The organism is Streptomyces sp. NBC_00483 (assembly GCF_036013745.1).
Taxonomy (GTDB): Bacteria; Actinomycetota; Actinomycetes; order Streptomycetales; family Streptomycetaceae; genus Streptomyces.
The window spans coordinates 5,887,763-5,903,514 of the sequence record NZ_CP107880.1 but is presented as its reverse complement, the minus strand read 5'-3'; the positions used below and the strand labels follow the sequence as shown (position 1 = coordinate 5,903,514).

14 protein-coding genes and 1 riboswitch are annotated in these 15,752 nt (G+C 71.4%); of the genes, 5 read left to right on the top strand and 9 right to left on the bottom strand.

The window, feature by feature from the left end; all coding sequences use genetic code 11:
• Window positions 1–9 precede the first annotated feature (9 nt).
• Window positions 10–1,260: a metallophosphoesterase gene (locus tag OHA73_RS26580; RefSeq protein WP_327656312.1), complete on the bottom strand. Its 1,251-nt coding sequence runs from the start codon at window positions 1,258–1,260 to the stop codon at window positions 10–12.
• A 12-nt stretch (window positions 1,261–1,272) separates the two neighbouring features.
• Window positions 1,273–1,515 carry an SCO4848 family membrane protein gene (locus tag OHA73_RS26575; RefSeq protein ID WP_266713314.1) on the bottom strand — a complete coding sequence of 81 codons (243 nt, stop codon included), beginning with the start codon at window positions 1,513–1,515 and terminating at the stop codon, window positions 1,273–1,275.
• A gap of 109 nt (window positions 1,516–1,624) precedes the next feature.
• On the opposite strand from OHA73_RS26575, the gene OHA73_RS26570 reads away from it, so the two are divergent.
• Window positions 1,625–2,860 carry a D-alanyl-D-alanine carboxypeptidase family protein gene (locus OHA73_RS26570; protein WP_327656311.1) on the top strand — a complete coding sequence of 412 codons (1,236 nt, stop codon included), beginning with the start codon at window positions 1,625–1,627 and terminating at the stop codon, window positions 2,858–2,860.
• Here the strand turns inward: OHA73_RS26570 and OHA73_RS26565 are convergent.
• Window positions 2,847–3,779: a YihY/virulence factor BrkB family protein gene (locus OHA73_RS26565; protein WP_266713310.1), complete on the bottom strand. Its 933-nt coding sequence runs from the start codon at window positions 3,777–3,779 to the stop codon at window positions 2,847–2,849. The genes OHA73_RS26570 and OHA73_RS26565 overlap by 14 nt on opposite strands.
• 101 nt (window positions 3,780–3,880) lie before the next feature.
• On the opposite strand from OHA73_RS26565, the gene OHA73_RS26560 reads away from it, so the two are divergent.
• Together OHA73_RS26560 and OHA73_RS26555 are read left to right on the top strand one after the other, a co-directional pair.
• Window positions 3,881–5,281: an FAD-binding oxidoreductase gene (locus OHA73_RS26560; protein WP_327656310.1), complete on the top strand. Its 1,401-nt coding sequence runs from the start codon at window positions 3,881–3,883 to the stop codon at window positions 5,279–5,281.
• 37 nt (window positions 5,282–5,318) lie between these two features.
• On the top strand, window positions 5,319–6,074 hold the full coding sequence (locus tag OHA73_RS26555) for a decaprenylphospho-beta-D-erythro-pentofuranosid-2-ulose 2-reductase (protein ID WP_327656309.1): 756 nt from the start codon (window positions 5,319–5,321) through the stop codon (window positions 6,072–6,074).
• Here OHA73_RS26555 and OHA73_RS26550 read toward each other — a convergent pair.
• Together OHA73_RS26550 and trpS are read right to left on the bottom strand one after the other, a co-directional pair.
• Window positions 6,071–6,655: a 2'-5' RNA ligase family protein gene (locus OHA73_RS26550; protein ID WP_267069464.1), complete on the bottom strand. Its 585-nt coding sequence runs from the start codon at window positions 6,653–6,655 to the stop codon at window positions 6,071–6,073. The genes OHA73_RS26555 and OHA73_RS26550 overlap by 4 nt on opposite strands.
• A 69-nt stretch (window positions 6,656–6,724) precedes the next feature.
• Window positions 6,725–7,741, bottom strand: coding sequence for a tryptophan--tRNA ligase (trpS, locus tag OHA73_RS26545; protein ID WP_266713302.1), 1,017 nt, complete (start codon window positions 7,739–7,741; stop codon window positions 6,725–6,727).
• A 147-nt stretch (window positions 7,742–7,888) separates the two neighbouring features.
• Between trpS and OHA73_RS26540 the strand changes: the two genes are divergently transcribed.
• Window positions 7,889–8,593 (top strand): hypothetical protein, encoded by a 705-nt coding sequence (locus tag OHA73_RS26540; protein WP_327656308.1) that lies wholly within the window; start codon window positions 7,889–7,891, stop codon window positions 8,591–8,593.
• A gap of 1,129 nt (window positions 8,594–9,722) precedes the next feature.
• Here OHA73_RS26540 and OHA73_RS26535 read toward each other — a convergent pair.
• A complete protein-coding gene (locus OHA73_RS26535) occupies window positions 9,723–11,171 on the bottom strand; it encodes a glycine hydroxymethyltransferase (RefSeq protein ID WP_266713298.1) in 1,449 nt (482 codons plus the stop codon).
• Between the two features lie 44 nt (window positions 11,172–11,215).
• Window positions 11,216–11,302: riboswitch (ZMP/ZTP riboswitch) on the bottom strand.
• Window positions 11,303–11,430: 128 nt separating this feature from the next.
• On the opposite strand from OHA73_RS26535, the gene rocD reads away from it, so the two are divergent.
• Window positions 11,431–12,657, top strand: a complete 1,227-nt coding sequence (gene rocD / locus OHA73_RS26530) for an ornithine--oxo-acid transaminase (RefSeq protein ID WP_443063227.1) — start codon at window positions 11,431–11,433, stop codon at window positions 12,655–12,657.
• Between the two features lie 16 nt (window positions 12,658–12,673).
• Here rocD and OHA73_RS26525 read toward each other — a convergent pair whose 3' ends face one another.
• From OHA73_RS26525 to pdxR, 3 genes are read right to left on the bottom strand one after another with little or no spacing between them, the layout of a single operon-like run.
• On the bottom strand, window positions 12,674–13,867 hold the full coding sequence (locus tag OHA73_RS26525; protein ID WP_327656306.1) for a glutathionylspermidine synthase family protein: 1,194 nt from the start codon (window positions 13,865–13,867) through the stop codon (window positions 12,674–12,676).
• A gap of 22 nt (window positions 13,868–13,889) precedes the next feature.
• Complete coding sequence (locus OHA73_RS26520) at window positions 13,890–14,261, bottom strand: hypothetical protein (RefSeq protein ID WP_327656305.1); 372 nt, start codon at window positions 14,259–14,261, stop codon at window positions 13,890–13,892.
• A 48-nt stretch (window positions 14,262–14,309) separates the two neighbouring features.
• Window positions 14,310–15,728 (bottom strand): MocR-like pyridoxine biosynthesis transcription factor PdxR, encoded by a 1,419-nt coding sequence (gene pdxR, locus OHA73_RS26515; protein ID WP_327656304.1) that lies wholly within the window; start codon window positions 15,726–15,728, stop codon window positions 14,310–14,312.
• Window positions 15,729–15,752 lie beyond the last annotated feature (24 nt).

The window sequence follows — 15,752 nt, the reverse complement described above, 5'->3', positions numbered from 1 at the left end:
GACGGCGGCTCAGGCCTGCTTGGACGCCAGCTGGACGACGGTGATGTCGGACGGCGCGCCCACCCGCACCGGCGGCCCCCACGCGCCCGCGCCCCGACTGACGTACAGCTGGGTGTCGCCGTACCGGTCGAGGCCCGCGAGCGTCGGATTGCTGGCCGCCGCGACGAAGTTGCCCGGCCACAGCTGGCCGCCGTGGGTGTGCCCGGAGAGCTGCAGGTCGACGCTGTGCTTCACCGCCTCGTGGATCATCACGGGCTGGTGGGCGAGGAGGACGGAGGCGCGGGAGGTGTCGCGGTCGCCGAGCGCCTTCGCGTAGTCGGGTCCTTCGCCGTAGTTCTCGCCTGCGATGTCGTTGACGCCCGCGAGGTCGAAGGCCCCGATGTCGACGCGCGCGTTCTCCAGCGGCCGGAGCCCGAGCTCGCGCACATGGTCCACCCACGGGTCGGCGCCGGAGAAGTACTCGTGGTTGCCGGTGACGAAGTACGTCCCGTGCCGCGCGCTCAGCCGGGCGAGCGGCGCGACGGCGGGCGCGAGGTCCTCCACGCTCCCGTCGACCAGGTCACCGACGACGGCGATGAGATCGGGCTGCGTGGCGTTGATCGTCTCGACGACCCGCTCGGCGAAGCCCCGCCCGAGCACGGGCCCGAGATGGATGTCGCTGACCACGGCGATCCTGAACCCGTGGGCCGCGCGCGGCAGTTTGGCCAGCGGCACGGTGACCCGCTTGACCGTGGGCCCGCGCAGCACCCCGTACGCGCCACCGGCCACGACTCCCGCGGCGGCCACGGTCGCGGCGGCGCCGACGGTCCGGGCGAGGACGAGCCGGCGGGTGGGCGCGGGCGCAGCGGGCGCGAGCCCCGGGACCGGCTCCAGCTCCCGCAGCTCCGGCACCGGAACGCGCACCGGGGCCCCCTCCGCGGCGACGGTGGCGGTCGGCCTCCTGCGGTCGATGAGCCGCCGCAACAGAGGCCGCACGACCTCCCCCACCAGCAGCGCGAGCAGCAGATACAGCGCGAACGCCATCCACAGGAACCCGGGCCAGGCCAGCACCTGTTGCAGCAGGAACGGCGCCCCGGCCCGCTCCGCCGCCAGCGCCGCGAACATCAGCACGGGCCCGGCCACGAACACCAGGGTGCCGATCCGTCTGGGCCACCCGCCCTTGGCGGTCGTCTCGCGTACGAGGCGGCGCCACGCGTAGTAGTGCAGGGCCGCGAACGCCGCGAGGACGGCGGCGGCGATGAGTACGAAGACGACGATCATCTGCCCGGACGCCTATGAGGTCCGACGCAGTGTGCGCACCGAACGCAACCCGATGCCCCCGACAACCGTCCCCAATACGAAGGAGACGACGGCGAGCGTCAGATGCACCCAGAAGTACGCGGTCGGATCCCCGGCGTCGTCGAAGGCGAGGCCGCTGCCGTCCTTGACGAGGTTTTTGACGAAAGTGATCCAGATGAACCAGCTCCACACCCCGAAGGCGAGCAGGAACCAGGACACGGGGCGGCTGAGCTTCATACCCTCAGTATCGCCGCGCGGCCGAGCGCACCGCCGCCGGGGTGGGTCGGGGCGAACACAGGTCGCAGCGGTGGAGACTTACGGGGCAGGTACAGGTACCTTCACCAGCGTGCCCGACTCCCACGCCGCGCGACCGACGTCGCACTTGAAGAAGGCCGCGGTGCTGTTCGCCGCCTCCGCCCTGACGTTCGCCGGTGCGCTGCCCGCGGCCGCCGCGGACAAGGACAAGGACAAGACCGAGGCCAAGCCGCCCGCGTCGATGTCCCAAGTGGGCGGCGCCCAGTTGGGGAAACCGGGGACGCAGGTCAACCTTCAGAAGGGCGCGCCCGTCCTGCCGAAGGAGCTGACGGCGAAGTCCTGGCTCGTCGCCGACGCCGAGTCGGGCGAGGTGCTCGCCTCGCACAACCCGCACTGGCAGCTGCCGCCCGCCTCCACGCTGAAGATGCTGTTCGCGGACACCGTGCTGCCGAAGTTCCCGAAGACGACGACGCACAAGGTGGTGCCGTCCGACCTGGCGGGGATGGGCGCGGGGTCCAGCCTCGTCGGCATCAAGGAGGGCTTCACGTACTCGGTGCACGATCTGTGGCTGGGCGTCTTCCTGCGCTCCGGCAACGACGCGGTGCATGTGCTCTCCGCCATGAACCAGGGCGTCGCGCAGACCGTCAAGGACATGCAGGCGCACGCCGACGAGCTGCAGGCGGGCGACACCCACGTCGTCAGCCCCGACGGCTACGACATGCCGGGGCAGCACTCCTCCGCGTACGACCTGACGCTCTTCGCCCGTTCCGGGCTGCACAAGAAGGACTTCCGGGAGTACGCCGCCACGCCCACCGCCGAGTTCCCCATGAAGCAGAAGAAGGGGAAGACCACCAAGCAGTTCGGGATCCAGAACACCAACCGGCTGCTCACCGGCTCCCTGGGCCTGCCCGCGTACAAGGGCATCGCGGGCGTGAAGAACGGCAACACGACGAACGCGGGGGCCACGTTCACCGGGGTCGCCGAGCGCGGCGACCGGGTGCTGCTCGTCACCGTCATGAACCCGAAGGCGAAGGAGAGCGACGCCGTCTACAAGGAGACCGCGCGGCTCTTCGACTGGGGGTTCCAGGCCGACGGCAAGGTCTCCCCCGTCGGCCATCTCGTCGGGTCGAAGAGCGAGACGCCCGCGGGCGCCGCGTCCCCGAGCTCTGGTGAAGAGGGCGCCAAGTCGGCCGCGCACGCGGCGGTCACCGGCGGCTCCAGCGGCGTCGGGATCGCGCTCGCGATCGTGGGCGGCGTGCTCGTGGTGCTCGCGGGCGCGGTGTTCGTGGTGCGGAAGAAGTGGCCGCTGAAGATCACGAAGGGCTGATCTCCTCCGCCTCGTCCGCAGCCTCGTCCGCCGCCTCCGCCTCGGCCTCCGCTTCTTCCGTCTTGCGCAGGCCGACGCGGCCCGTCGCGGTCCACGCCGCGCAGAACAGCAGCAGTTTCGCGGTGAAGTTGATCCACAGCAGCAGGGCCACGGGCGTACCGAACGCGCCGTACATGCTCTTCGCCGCCACGTCCTTCATATAGCCGCTGAGCACCAGCTTCAGCAGCTCGAAGCCCGCCGCCCCGATCAGCGCCGCGGTGATCAGATCGCGGCGGCCCGGCTGCACTCCGGGCAGCAGGGCCAGGACGTAGAGCAGGATCAGGAAGTCCGCGAGGACCGCGATCGCGAAGGCGGCGGCCTGGAGCAGTATCCCGCCCCAGCCCGCCTTGTCGATGCCGATCTGGTCGGCCGTCCAGTCGACGGCCGTGGCCGCGAGCGCGGACGCCGCGATCGACACGATGCCCGCGAGGCCGAGCCCGACGAGGATCCCGGCGTCCTTGAGCTTGCGCATGATCGGGTTCTCGTCGGGGTCGGGCAGCTCCCACACGTCCCGCAGGCACTGCCGCATCGAGCCGACCCAGCCGACACCCGTGAACAGCAGCAGCGCTCCGGCGATGAGCCCGATCGTGCCCGCGTTGTCGACCAGCGCCCCGATGTCCAACTGGTCGGAGATACCCGGAACCTGGTCGCTGAGCGTCTGCTCCAGCTTCTTCTGCTGGTCCGGGCCCATGGTGCCGGCGGCCACCGCCGCGGCCACCGTGAGCAGCGGAAACAGCGCGAGGAAGCTGATGAACGTCATCGCCGCGGCGAGCTGGGACCAGCGGACCTCGTCGAGCCGCTCGTAGGCGTGCCAGGCGTGCGTCCGCATCAGCCGGGCGAACAGCGGCCCGACGACAGGGAGTTTCTTCAGCCAATCCATGATCCCAGCCTGCCCCCCATCCCCACTTCGATCACCCGTTCCGGTGAGCAGACGCAAGGTTTACGACAAACTTCGCACCTTCGGGCGATACGGTCACCGTCATGGTTGCCGACCCCGCTACCGATCCCGTACCCACTCTCCCCTCCGTCCCGCACTCCGTACCGGTCAGCGGCTGGGGCCGCACCGCCCCCACCTCGGCCCGCGTGATCCGCCCCCGCTCCTACGAGGACGCGGTCCTCGCGGTCCGGGACTGCGCCGCCACGGGACGCCGCGGCGGCATCGCGCGAGGGCTCGGCCGGGCGTACGGGGACGCGGCGCAGAACGCGGGCGGGGCCGTCCTCGACATGACGGGTCTCGACCGGATCCACGCCATCGACGCCGCCGGCGGCACCGTGCTGTGCGACGCGGGCGTCTCGCTGCACCGCCTGATGGAGGTGCTGCTCCCCCTCGGCTGGTTCGTGCCGGTCACCCCCGGCACCCGCTATGTCACGGTCGGCGGGGCGATCGGCGCCGACATCCACGGCAGGAACCACCACGTCTCCGGCTCCTTCGCCCGCCACGTCCCCATGCTCGAACTCCTCACCGCCGACGGCGGGGTACGCGTCGTGGAGCGCGGCAGCGAGCTGTTCGACGCGACGGCCGGCGGCATGGGCCTGACCGGGATCATCCTCACGGCGACGATCCAACTACAGCCCGTCGCGACCTCGTTGATGTCGGTCGACACCGAACGAGCCACTGACTTCGACGACTTGATGGCCCGGCTCACCGCCACGGAGCACCGTCACCCCTACTCCGTCGCCTGGGTCGACCTGCTCGCGCGCGGCGCCGCGACCGGCCGCGGAGTGCTCACGCGCGCCGAGCACGCGCCGCTCGACGCGCTGCCCGCACGCGCCCGCAGGACCCCGCTGGAGTTCCGCCCCGCCCGCCTCCCCGCGGCCCCGGACTTCCTCCCCGAGGGACTGCTCGGCAGCACGAGCGTCGGCCTGTTCAACGAGCTCCGGTACCGCACGGCGCCCAGGGTCCGCACCGGCGAACTGCAGAAGCTCTCCACGTTCTTCCACCCGCTCGACGGCGTCCCGCACTGGAACCGCGTCTACGGGCGCGGCGGCTTCGTGCAGTACCAGTTCGTCGTCGGACACGGCCAGGAAGAGGCGCTGCGCCGCATCGTGCACCGCGTCTCCGAGCGCCGCTGCCCGTCCCTCCTCGCCACCCTCAAGCGCTTCGGCGAAGGGGACCCGGGCTGGCTGTCGTTCCCGATGCCCGGCTGGACCCTCGCGCTCGACATCCCGGCGAACCTGCCCGAACTGGGTGCGTTCCTCGACGAGTTGGACGAGGAGGTGGCCGCCGCGGGTGGGCGCGTCCACCTCGCCAAGGACTCCCGGCTGCGGCCCGAGCTGCTCACCGCCATGTACCCGCGCCTCGACGACTTCCGCTCGCTGCGGGCGCGTTGGGACCCGCAGGGGGTGTTCCGCTCGGACCTGTCACGACGCCTGAACCTGTGACCAGCCGCCCGCCCGACACCCCCTCCAGGAGCCCCCGTTGAAAGACGCCTTCGGCACCCCCCAGTCCCTGCTCGTCCTCGGCGGCACCTCCGAGATCGCGCTGGCCACCGCCCGCCGCCTCGTCGCCAGGCGCACCCGCACCGTGTGGCTGGCGGGCCGCCCCTCCCCCGCACTCGACGAGGCCGCCGCCGGGCTGCGCGCCCTGGGCGCCGACACCCGTACGGTCCCCTTCGACGCGCTGGACCCCACCGCGCACGAGGAGACGCTCGGCAAGGTCTTCGCCGAGGGCGACATCGACATGGTGCTGCTCGCGTTCGGCATCCTCGGCGACCAGGCCCGCGACGAGGACGACCCGATGTCGGCGGTCCGCGTCGCCCAGACCAACTACACGGGCGCCGTCTCCGCGAGCCTCGTCTGCGCGCGGGCACTGCAGTCCCAGGGCCACGGCTCGCTCGTCGTCCTGTCCTCGGTGGCGGGCGAGCGGGCCCGCCGCGCCAACTTCATCTACGGCTCCAGCAAGGCGGGCCTCGACGCGTTCACGCAAGGGCTCGGGGACGCGCTGCACGGCACGGGCGTGCACGTCATGATCGTCCGGCCCGGATTCGTACGGTCGAAGATGACGGCAGGGCTCGTCGAGGCGCCGATGGCCACGACGCCCGGAGCGGTGGCACAGGCCATCGAGACGGGTCTTCGGCGCAGGTCGGAGACGGTGTGGGTGCCGGGGACGCTGCGCGTGGTGATGTCGGCGCTGCGGCATGTGCCGCGGCCGGTGTTCCGGCGACTGCCGGTCTAGCGGGCGGGCAGCCGGGGTCCGCGTGTCGTGCGGCCCGAGGTCTGCGCGGGCAGCGCCGACGTGCCGAAGGCGAAGTCCCGCAGCTTGCGCCACACTCCGTCGGCGCCCTGCTCGTAGAGCGCGAACCCGGTGCACGCCCAGGCCGCCTCGTACTCGGCGAGCTCCGCGAACGCACGGTCCATCGACTCCTCGTCGATACCGTGCGCCACGGTCACGTGCGGGTGGTACGGGAACTGCAGCTCGCGGGAGACCGGGCCCGAGGCGTCCCGCACCTGCTTCTGCAGCCAGGTGCAGGCCTCGGCGCCCTCGACGACCTGTACGAACACGACGGGCGACAGCGGCCGGAACGTACCCGTGCCGGAAAGCCGCATCGCGAACGGCCGCCCGCCGGACGCCACTTCCTCCAGATGCGCCTCGATCGCCGTGAGGTCGCCGCCCTCCACCTCGGTCGGCGGGAGCAGGGTGATGTGCGTGGGAATGCCGTGCGCCGCGGCGTCGCCGAAGCCCGTGCGCCGCTCCTGGAGCAGGCTGCCGTGCGGCTCCGGGACCGCGATCGAGACACCGATCGTTACGGTCCCCACGTCATACTCCTGTCGTCGTGTGGCGGGCGGGTGTCGTCGCGCTGCGAAGCTTTCAGTTTTCTGAAGGCCTCAGTGCTTGGCGGGCAGGAAGCCGACCTTGTCGTAGGCCTGGGAGAGGGTCTCGGCGGCTACCGCCCGCGCCTTCTCCGCGCCCTTGGCCAGGATCGAGTCAAGCGTCTCCGGGTCGTCCAGATATTCCTGGGTGCGGGTCCGGAACGGTGTCACGAAGTCCACCATGACCTCGGCCAGGTCCGTCTTCAGCGCACCGTACATCTTGCCCTCGTACTTCTCCTCCAGTTCCGGGATACCGGCACCGGTGAGGGTGGAGTAGATGGTGAGCAGGTTGCTGACGCCCGGCTTGTTCTCCGCGTCGTAGCGGATCACGGTGTCGGTGTCGGTGACGGCGCTCTTGACCTTCTTGGCGGTCGCCTTCGGCTCGTCGAGCAGGTTGATGAGGCCCTTCGGCGTCGACGCCGACTTGCTCATCTTGATCGACGGGTCCTGAAGGTCGTAGATCTTCGCCGTCTCCTTGAGGATGTACGGCGCCGGGAGCGTGAACGTGTCGCCGAAGCGGCCGTTGAAGCGCGTGGCGAGGTCGCGGGTCAGCTCGATGTGCTGGCGCTGGTCCTCACCGACCGGAACCTGGTTCGCCTGGTAGAGCAGGATGTCCGCGACCTGAAGAACCGGATACGTGAACAGTCCGACGGAGGCACGATCCGCACCCTGCTTCGCGGACTTGTCCTTGAACTGCGTCATGCGGGAGGCCTCACCGAAGCCCGTGATGCAGTTCATGACCCAGGCCAGCTGCGCGTGCTCCGGGACGTGGCTCTGCACGAACAGCGTGCAGCGCTCCGGGTCGAGCCCCGCGGCGAGCAGCTGCGCGGCGGCGAGCCGGGTGTTGGCCCGCAGCTCCTTCGGGTCCTGCGGAACGGTGATCGCATGCAGGTCCACGACCATGTAGAAGGCGTCGTGGGACTCCTGCAGCGCCACCCACTGGCGCACCGCACCGAGGTAGTTGCCGAGGTGGAACGAGCCGGCGGTGGGCTGGATCCCGGAGAGCACACGAGGGCGAACATCAGAGGCCATGTGCCTCATTGTCTCAGGTGCGCCACACAGCTCCGCAGCGGCCAAAGGTCCTTTACCGGGCGGTGGGCGGCCTGGTCGTTGTCAGTGGGCGCCGGTAGCTTGTCGATGTGGCGGGAGTCACGTGGGGGCGCGTCGACGGGGGTGGCGATGCAGTACGTACGAGGGGGTGGGCTCCGGTGGGCCCGGGTGCTGCTCGTGGTGGTGGCGCTGCTGGTGGCGGCGCTGTCGGCGGGGGCGTCCGTCGCGCACGCCCGGCCGACGCAGCCAGGCACCGGGATGGACGTGCCGGATCTGGCGGTGGTGATCGCGCCCGGCGCCGGGGCGGGCCCTTCGGTGGCCCTGCACAACGAGGACCGGAACTTCGCCCGTCTTGAGCGCCTGACCACGGGGTTCGACGCGGTGACGGAGCGGGTGCCGGACGCCTGGCAGGAGGGGCACTTCCCGCCCGTGGCGGCCACGGTCATATGGGGTCTGACCGGGGTGGCGGGCTGGCCCGAGACCCACAGCGCGCCCGGCACCGACACGGTCATCGAGCGCCAGGACCAGCTGATCTTCGCGAAGGACGGCACGCCGTGGATCCGCACGGACCCGATGGTCGACGTGAACGACGACGACCTCCGCTGGCACCACGCGTCCCCGACCCTCGTCGACCAGCTGACGCGGGCCGGGGTCTTCCCCACGACCGATCCCCCGGAGGAGCAGCCCACCCGGAACCCGTGGTGGTGGGGGCTGGCGGGCGTGGCGGTGGGCCTCGCCGCGGCGGCGCTGATCTGGCGAATACGCATACGCCCTCGTGACCCACGCGACCCCCGGGAACCCCGAGAGCCGCGCCAACAACTGGTCGACCTGTAAGGCGCCGCGGGGGACGGTGCCGGGCTGCGCCACTGCCCGCACACCTTCCACGGCCGCCGGGAACGGCGCCGGGCCGCACCACGGCCCACTCACCACCCACGGGCCGGTGCCAGGCTGCACCACTGCCCACTCACCTCCCACGACCGCCAGGAACAGTGCCGGGCTGCACCACTGCCCACTCACCACCCACGACCGCCAGGAACAGTGCCGGGCTGCACCACTGCCCACTCACCACCCACGACCGCCAGGAACGGTGCCGGGCTGCACCACTACCCACTCACCACCGACGGGCCGGTGCCAGGCTGCACCACTGCCCACTCACCACCCACGACCGCCAGGAACGGTGCCGGGCTGCACCACTACCCACTCACCACCGACGGGCCGGTGCCAGGCTGCACCACTGCCCACTCACCACCCACGACCGCCAGGAACGGTGCCGGGCTGCACCACTACCCACTCACCACCCACGGCCACCGGGGCTGGTGCCGGGCTGCGACGCTGCCCGCTCACCTCCCACCACCCGCCCCCTCCGGGGGCTCCGGCATCCCGGGCGGAGACGGCGCCTGTCGCGCGGAGCCGGGGCCCGGGGCGGCGACGTGGTCGGCGCCTGTCGTGAGGGGTGCGCGGCACCGGGGTGCCGCCTTGCCCACCCTGCCGCCCCAGGCGGCAGATTGCCCAAGGCGGGGGCGGCCGACCGCGGCGGGCGGGGAGCCGTGGTGGGCGTTGCCCAAGGCTGGGCGGCGTCGGCCGCAATGGGTGGGGAGCTGTGGCCGGCGGGGTTCGCCCAAGGCGGGGGCGGTGTCGGCCGCAATGGGTGGGGAGCCGTGGCTGTCTGCGGATTGCCCAAGGCGGCTGGCGGTGCCCCGTCGGGCCGACGCCCCCGGAGGGGGCGGGTGGTGGGAGATGGGCGGGGCAAATCAAGCCCCTGCGGCGATTGAGCAGCGGGGTCCGGGGCAGAGCCCCGAGGCCGTAACGCCGGTTCGGCGAAATCAGCCCCGCCTTTCGAACGAGAGCCCGCGGGGGCCGGGGCACAGTCCCGATCTTTCAGCCCCGCCGGCGCTTGAGGCGCGGGGGCCGGGGCGGAGCCCCGTGGCGTAGGACGGGTGCCCGCCCCACGCCACGGAGGGGCTCAGCCCAGGTCGATCTGGCCGTACAGCGGGAACCCGGCCAACAGATCCGTCGCCCGCTGGGCAACCTCGTCCGCAACCTTCGGCTCCAGCACGTGACTCGCCTTCGACACCGCCCCGGACTTCGTGGTCCCCGGCTCGGCGGCAGCCAGAACACGGTCCATGAGCGCCGCGATCTCATCCATCTCGCCCGCGCCGAGCCCCCGCGTGGTCAACGCCGGCGTACCGATACGGATGCCGGACGTGTACCACGCCCCGTTCGGGTCCGCCGGAATCGCGTTGCGGTTGGTGACGATGCCGGAGTCGAGCAGCGCCGACTCGGCCTGGCGCCCCGTGAGGCCGTAGGAGGACGCCACGTCGATGAGGTTGAGGTGGTTGTCCGTGCCGCCGGTGACGAGCGTCGCGCCGCGCCGCGTCAGGCCCTCCGCCAGCGCCCGCGCGTTGTCCACGATGCGCTGCGCGTAGTCCTGGAACGCGGGCTGCCGCGCCTCGGCAAGGGCGACCGCCTTCGCGGCCATGACGTGCGGCAGCGGCCCGCCGAGCACCATCGGGCAGCCCCGGTCGACCTGGTCCTTCAGCGAGTCGTCGCACAGCACCATGCCGCCGCGCGGCCCACGCAGGGACTTGTGGGTGGTCGTGGTGACGATCTGCGCGTGCGGCACCGGGTCGAAGTCGCCGGTGAGCACCTTGCCCGCGACGAGCCCCGCGAAGTGCGCCATGTCGACCATGAGCGTCGCCCCGACCTCGTCGGCGATCTCCCGCATGATCCGGAAGTTCACGAGGCGCGGGTACGCGGAGTAACCGGCGACGATGATCATCGGCTTGAACTCGCGGGCCTGCGCGCGCAGCGCCTCGTAGTCGATGAGCCCGGTGGCGGGGTCGGTGCCGTAGGACCGCTGATCGAACATTTTTCCGCTGATATTCGGCCTGAAGCCGTGCGTGAGGTGGCCGCCCGCGTCCAGCGACATGCCGAGCATCCGCTGGTTGCCGAAGGCCTGGCGCAGCTCGGCCCAGTCCGCCTCGGTGAGGTCGTTGATCTGGCGGACGCCGGTCTTCGCGAGGAACGGCACCTCGACGCGGTCGGCGAGCACGGCCCAGAAGGCGACGAGGTTGGCGTCGATGCCGGAGTGCGGCTGCACGTACGCGTGCCGGGCACCGAACAGCTCGCGGGCGTGCTCCGCGGCGATCGACTCGACGGTGTCGACGTTGCGGCAGCCGGCGTAGAAGCGGCGGCCGATGGTGCCCTCGGCGTACTTGTCGCTGAACCAGTTGCCCATGGTCAGCAGCGTCGCCGGGGACGCGTAGTTCTCGGACGCGATCAGCTTGAGCATCTCGCGCTGGTCGGTCAGCTCCTGCGCGATGGCGTCGGCGACGCGCGGCTCCACGCCCCGTACGACATCAAGGGCGGCACGGTACGCGGTGGATTCGGGGGTCAAGCGGGCATCGGTCATAGGGGGCAGCCTCCGGACACGGTCGATACGCGGTCGGTTCACGGGTGGTCGGCCCAGGCGCACGGCACACACGGCTCGGGCCGCTCCCCGATGGTCGATCCCATCCCAGCGCGCCAGTCACGGCCCTGCCCTCACAGTACCGGGCGTACCGACCGGCGAGGTTTCCACGTCCACATCGCGAGCGACGATAGGAAGGGGCCACAAGCCCGTCCCACACCCAGCGCCACGAGCCGCGACGAACGGAGATCCCGTGACTTCTGTGACTCCACCGACCACCGCAGGACACACCACGCAGGACTTCATCACCTCCTCGGAAGACCACGGCGCGCACAACTACCACCCGCTCCCGGTGGTCGTCGCCACCGCCGAGGGTGCGTGGATGACGGACGTCGAGGGGCGCCGCTACCTCGACATGCTCGCCGGCTACTCGGCGCTCAATTTCGGGCACGGCAACCGTCGCCTCATCGATGCCGCGAAGGAGCAGCTGGAGCGGGTGACGCTGACGTCACGGGCCTTCCACCACGACCGGTTCGCGGCGTTCTGCACGGAGCTCGCCGAGCTGTGCGGCATGGAGATGGTGCTGCCGATGAACACGGGCGCGGAGGCCGTCGAGACCGCCGTGAAGACCGCCCGGAAGTGGGGTTACCGGGTCAAGGGCGTGCCGGACGGGCGGGCCAGGATCGTGGTCGCGAGCGACAACTTCCACGGCCGTACGACGACCATCGTCAGCTTCTCCACCGACGAGGAGGCACGCGCCGACTTCGGTCCGTACACGCCGGGCTTCGACATCGTCCCGTACGGGGATCTGGACGCGCTGCGCGCCGCGGTCACGGACGAGACGGTGGCGGTGCTCCTTGAGCCGATCCAGGGCGAGGCGGGCGTGCTCGTCCCGCCGCCGGGCTATCTCGCGGGCGTACGGGAGCTGACGCGCGAGCGGAACGTGCTGTTCATCGCCGACGAGATCCAGTCGGGGCTCGGCCGCACGGGACGTACCTTCGCGTGCGAGCACGAGGGCGTGGTGCCGGACATGTACGTGCTGGGCAAGGCGCTCGGCGGCGGGGTCGTGCCGGTGTCGGCGGTGGTGTCGAGCAAGGCCGTGCTCGGGGTGTTCCGGCCGGGCGAGCACGGGTCGACGTTCGGCGGGAATCCCCTCGCCTGCGCGGTGGCCCTCGAGGTGATCGCGATGCTGCGCACCGGGGAGTTCCAGGAGCGGGCGGCGGAGCTGGGCGAGCATCTGCACGCCGAGCTGGGCCTGTTGGCGGGGACGGGGAAGGTCACCGAGGTGCGCGGGCGCGGCCTGTGGGCGGGCGTCGACATCGATCCGTCGTACGGGACGGGCCGGGAGATCTCGGAGAAGCTGATGGACCGCGGGGTCCTGGTGAAGGACACCCACGGGTCCACCATCCGGATCGCCCCGCCGCTGGTGATCAGCAAGGACGATCTGGACTGGGGCCTCGATCAGCTGCGGGCGGTGCTGGGCGCGTAGGCCCTTTTACCGAGGCTCACAGGATGACGTGGGGCAGGAAGCGGGCGTACTCGTCCGTGACAAGCCCCGCCGATTCCCGGATGCCGAGGCCGGCCGCCTCGTCCTCGACGACCCACGCGCCGAGGACGACGCGGTTGCCGTCGAAGTCGGGCAGCTCGCTCAACTCCTGGTAGCAGCAGGGCTCTTCGGGGGCGGGCGGGACGGACCCGGGTTCGTGGATCGTGACGCCCGCACCCTCGCGCCCGAGCAGCGGCTTCGACACATAGCCGGGGCCGGTCGGATCGGTCGCCAGCTCGCGCGGGCCGTCGAGGTAGGCGGGCAGCAGGTTCGGGTGGCCGGGGTACAGCTCCCAAAGCACCGCGAGGAGCGCCTTGTTGCTGAGCAGCATCTTCCAGGCGGGCTCGATCCACATCGTCGTACCCGTGCCGCCACCGTTGTCGAGGCCGGCGAGGACGTGCGGGGCGAATTCGTCGGAGGTCAGCCACTCCCACGGGTACAGCTTGAAGCAGCTGCGGATGAACCGGAGTTGGTTGTCGACGAAGCGCTCGGAGAGGCTGTCCCAGCCGATCTCCTCCATGGAGATCCAGTCGGTCTCCAGGCCCGCCTGTTCGGCGGTCTCCTTCAGATATCCGACGGTCATCAGGTCCTCGCCGAGTTCGTCGGCCGAGGAGTGCGCGAAGTAGAGCGGGCTGCCCGGCGGGAGCAGGGCGGCCTGCTTCTTCCAGGCGTCGACGAGCCGCTCGTGGAGCGAGTTCCACTGGTCGGCGCCGGGGAACCGCTCCTCCATCCAGAACCACTGGGGGCTCGCGGCCTCGACCAGGGAGGTGGGGGTGTCGGCGTTGTACTCGAGGAGCTTCGCGGGCCCTGTGCCGTCGTACCGGAGGTCGAACCGGCCGTAGACGGAGGGGAGTTCGGCGCGCCGCTCCCAGGCCTCGGCGACCGCCGCGGCGACGCCCGGGTCGGTGATCCCGAGGTCGGCGAAGCGGTCGGTGCGGACGATGTGTTCGGCCGCGGCGAGGCACATGCGGTGCAGCTCCTCGACGACCTCTTCGAGCGCCTCGACCTCGGGGAGGGAGAACTCGTAGTAGGCGCTCTCGTCCCAGTACGGGCGCAGCGAGTCGTCGGGGTAGCGGGTGAGCGGGTAGATGAGCCCCTGTTCCTCGACGGTCTGCTGCCAGCCGGGGCGTGGGGTGATGGTGTGTCGCTTCATGGGTTTCTCGGGCCGTCCCGGTTCAGCCGCCGGAGCTTCCGCCCTTGCCGCCGCTGCCGAAGCCGCCGCGGGTGACGCCGCCGCCCGAGGACTTGGTGAAGGAGCCGCTGCCGACGCGGCTGCCCTTCTTCTTGCCGCCGTAGTACCAACTGCCGTTCACCGAGGACTTGGTGGACGAGGACTTGCAGTACTTGTCGGAGACGACCTTGTAGCCCTTGGACGCGTTGTAGCTGTTGCGGTCGATGCAGCGCTTGTCGACGTCGGAGTCCGAGGAGCAGGCGGTGAGCGCGGCGGCCAGCAGGCCCACGCTGCCGAGCGCGACGGTGCCGGAGCGCAGCCGCCGCTGGGTGGCCGCCTTGTTCGCGGCGTCCCTGCTGTCCTTGCTGTCGTTCATGACGTTTCCCCCGTGATTCGCCGTACTTTTCCGTTCTCTGTGCCCGCCCTAGGGCAGGACCCGGCACAGGGTATCCAACGCGCCCGGCCATGCGTGATCGGGCGGGGTTCCGTAGCCGACGACCAGGGCGTCCATGGGGTCGTCCGGCGCGGGCGCGTCCTCGTGCCGGAATTCGGCCAGGCCCGAGATGCCGAGGCGCTGCCAGGCGGCGGCCTGTACGACGGATCGCTCGGTGCCGGGCGGGAGTTGGAGCACGGCGTGCAGTCCGGCCGCGATGCCGGTGGCGCGCACGGCCGGGGCGCGCTCGGCGAGGGCGGCGACGAGCTGGTCGCGGCGGCGCCGGTAGCGGAGCCGGGCGGCGCGCACATGACGGTCGTACGCGCCGGATTCCAGGAACTCGGCGAGGGTGAGCTGGTCGAGGACGCCGCAGGACCAGTCGGTGTACCCCTTGGCCTCGACGACCTCGTCGATGAGGGACGCGGGCAGCACCATCCAGCCGAGCCGCAGTCCGGGGGCGAGGGACTTGCTGGCGGTGCCGAGGTAGACGACGCGGTCCGGGTCGAGGCCCTGGAGGGCGCCGACGGGCTGCCGGTCGTAGCGGAACTCGCCGTCGTAGTCGTCCTCCAGGATCAGCCCGCCGGTGCGCCGCGCCCAGTCGACGACGGCGGCACGACGTCGCGCGTGCAGGGCGACGCCGAGAGGAAACTGGTGGGCGGGAGTAAGCAGAGCAGCCCCCTCCCCACCCAACTCCCTCACATCCGCGCCCTCTTGGTCGAAGGGAAGCGGCCGGGTCCGCAGTCCCGGCCGGGTCAGATAGCCCCAATGCAGATCGAGCCCGTACGACTCGACGGCGACGTCGCGCACGCCGCGCCGGTGCAGCACCTCGCCGAGCAGGATCATGCCCTGCACGAACCCGGCGCAGACGACGATCCGCTCCGGCGAGGCCTGGACGCCGCGGGAGCGGGCCAGATATTCGGCGAGGGCGCGACGCAGTTCGGGGCGGCCGCGCGGGTCGCCGTAGCCGAGGGCATCGTTCGGGGCGGCGTTCAGGGCGCGGCGGGCGGCCTTCAGCCATTCGGCGCGGGGGAAGGAGGCGAGGTCGGGGCGGCCGGGCATGAGGTCGTAGCGGTACCCGCCGAAGGGGACGCGGTTCGTGACGGGTACCGGCGTCGGCGCCCGCCCCGGCCGCTCGGCCACCCGGGTGCCGGAGCCCTGCCGGGCGGTGAGCCAGCCCTCGGCGACGAGGTCGGCGTAGGCGTCGGCGACCGTGTTGCGGGCGAGGCCGAGGTCGGCGGCGAGGGTCCGGGAGGCGGGCAGCCTGACACCGGGGGCGAGCCGCCCGCCGCGTACGGCTTCACGGAGCGCGTCGGTCAGCCCGCGACGTACGCCCCCGGAGGGGTGGGGGTCGAGATGCAGATCGATGCCGAGCGCCCGCCCGGAGACCGAATTGGCCCAAGATTCTTCCACGTAAATGGACCATACTCCTGGGCT

What these genes read in the sequence shown, in the direction of transcription:
- OHA73_RS26565 (WP_266713310.1), bottom strand. Translation starts at nt 3,779, where the DNA reads ATGGATTGGCTGAAGAAACTCCCTGTCGTCGGGCCGCTGTTCGCCCGG.
- OHA73_RS26520 (WP_327656305.1), bottom strand. Translation starts at nt 14,261, where the DNA reads ATGAACGACAGCAAGGACAGCAGGGACGCCGCGAACAAGGCGGCCACC.
- trpS (WP_266713302.1), bottom strand. Translation starts at nt 7,741, where the DNA reads ATGGCCTCTGATGTTCGCCCTCGTGTGCTCTCCGGGATCCAGCCCACC.
- OHA73_RS26525 (WP_327656306.1), bottom strand. Translation starts at nt 13,867, where the DNA reads ATGAAGCGACACACCATCACCCCACGCCCCGGCTGGCAGCAGACCGTC.
- OHA73_RS26560 (WP_327656310.1), top strand. Translation starts at nt 3,881, where the DNA reads ATGGTTGCCGACCCCGCTACCGATCCCGTACCCACTCTCCCCTCCGTC.
- OHA73_RS26575 (WP_266713314.1), bottom strand. Translation starts at nt 1,515, where the DNA reads ATGAAGCTCAGCCGCCCCGTGTCCTGGTTCCTGCTCGCCTTCGGGGTG.
- OHA73_RS26535 (WP_266713298.1), bottom strand. Translation starts at nt 11,171, where the DNA reads ATGACCGATGCCCGCTTGACCCCCGAATCCACCGCGTACCGTGCCGCC.
- OHA73_RS26540 (WP_327656308.1), top strand. Translation starts at nt 7,889, where the DNA reads ATGCAGTACGTACGAGGGGGTGGGCTCCGGTGGGCCCGGGTGCTGCTC.
- OHA73_RS26580 (WP_327656312.1), bottom strand. Translation starts at nt 1,260, where the DNA reads ATGATCGTCGTCTTCGTACTCATCGCCGCCGCCGTCCTCGCGGCGTTC.